We start from the raw sequence: 977 nt of genomic DNA, 5'->3' as shown, positions 1-977 counted from the left end.
CGGGGTGATCACCATCGAGGGGGTTTTCTCTTCATGGAACGGGCACAGCACGGTCATGTCCTTGCCGCGCTTAAAAAGCTGCCGCCCCTGTTGCTCGATAATGGCCACTAAGGAGACGGCGGTTTTCAGGTGCTGTAATTCTGCGTCGGGAATGCGTGCCATATCATAGTCCTTTAAAAAACCTGTCAATAGACATTGAAGTGGCATTATTAAAGTACTATTATGTGTACGTCGTCAAGGGTTTTTTAGAGGGAGGGTTACAATGACCATATCATTTCAAGACTGGCTAAGTGAGAACGGTATGGAGATCTTTGCAACTCGACTTCGTGAAGCAAGGGAAGCACGCAAAATGACACAAGCGCGATTGGCTGATCTGTTGGCGGTAAATCGGCGGGTTTATAACCGTTGGGAGCGGGGTTCTTCAGTACCACAACTGGATACGGTGGTTAAAATTGCTCAGGCATTACAGATGAGTATTGATGCTTTGGTCGGACTCGAAGAACCGAAAGCACCTAAAATACATAACCCTAAGCTACAAGCACTTTATGAGCAAATTGATTCGCTCTCTGATGAAGATCAACAAGCGTTGATAGTTTTGATGGACAGTTTAGTGACAAGAACCAAGATGGCAAAACTCATTGTAGGGCAGCAGTAAGATAATTTCGCGGTGTTGGTGTGTTCTCAGCACATCAACACCGCTGACCACAACCAACTATGTAGGAGTTGAATGATGGCTAAGGCGCATTCTAAGCAAAACGCGGCTCAAAATAAAGCTGCAAAAACAGAACGTTATTACACCGTGGGATACGTGCCGCAAAATGACAAGGCCAGTGCCCCGCCCGCGATACACCTTAAGGGGCAATGGCTTAAGGCCGCCGGCTTTGAGATTGGCGGCTCTGTTACCGTTAAAATTATGGATGGCTGTCTGGTGCTGATCCCCGACAATGACGAGACGAACAGCCTCCGGCAGCAATACC

Annotated in this window: 3 protein-coding genes; 2 read left to right on the top strand and 1 reads right to left on the bottom strand. The window is 47.7% G+C overall.

Features of this window, described 5'->3' with window-relative positions; translation table 11 throughout:
* Nucleotides 1-162: CHC2 zinc finger domain-containing protein (locus PSI15_RS18160; RefSeq protein WP_273584747.1), on the bottom strand; the 162-nt coding region annotated here is incomplete at its 3' end.
* 100 nt (nucleotides 163-262) lie between these two features.
* On the opposite strand from PSI15_RS18160, the gene PSI15_RS18155 reads away from it, so the two are divergent.
* Together PSI15_RS18155 and PSI15_RS18150 are read left to right on the top strand one after the other, a co-directional pair.
* Complete coding sequence (locus PSI15_RS18155; RefSeq protein ID WP_084766458.1) at nucleotides 263-655, top strand: helix-turn-helix domain-containing protein; 393 nt, start codon at nucleotides 263-265, stop codon at nucleotides 653-655.
* Nucleotides 656-730: 75 nt separating this feature from the next.
* A partial coding sequence (locus tag PSI15_RS18150; RefSeq protein ID WP_273584746.1) for a SymE family type I addiction module toxin occupies nucleotides 731-977 on the top strand: 247 nt, incomplete at its 3' end.

This window comes from Xenorhabdus sp. PR6a (assembly GCF_028599065.1).
Classification (GTDB): domain Bacteria; phylum Pseudomonadota; class Gammaproteobacteria; order Enterobacterales; family Enterobacteriaceae; genus Xenorhabdus; species Xenorhabdus doucetiae.
Note: the sequence above shows the minus strand (reverse complement) of the source record. Positions and strands in the feature narration are given on the sequence as shown.

Bases quoted from the DNA above. Each gene is read 5' to 3' on its own strand.
- PSI15_RS18155 (WP_084766458.1), top strand. From the start codon at position 263: ATGACCATATCATTTCAAGACTGGCTAAGTGAGAACGGTATGGAGATC.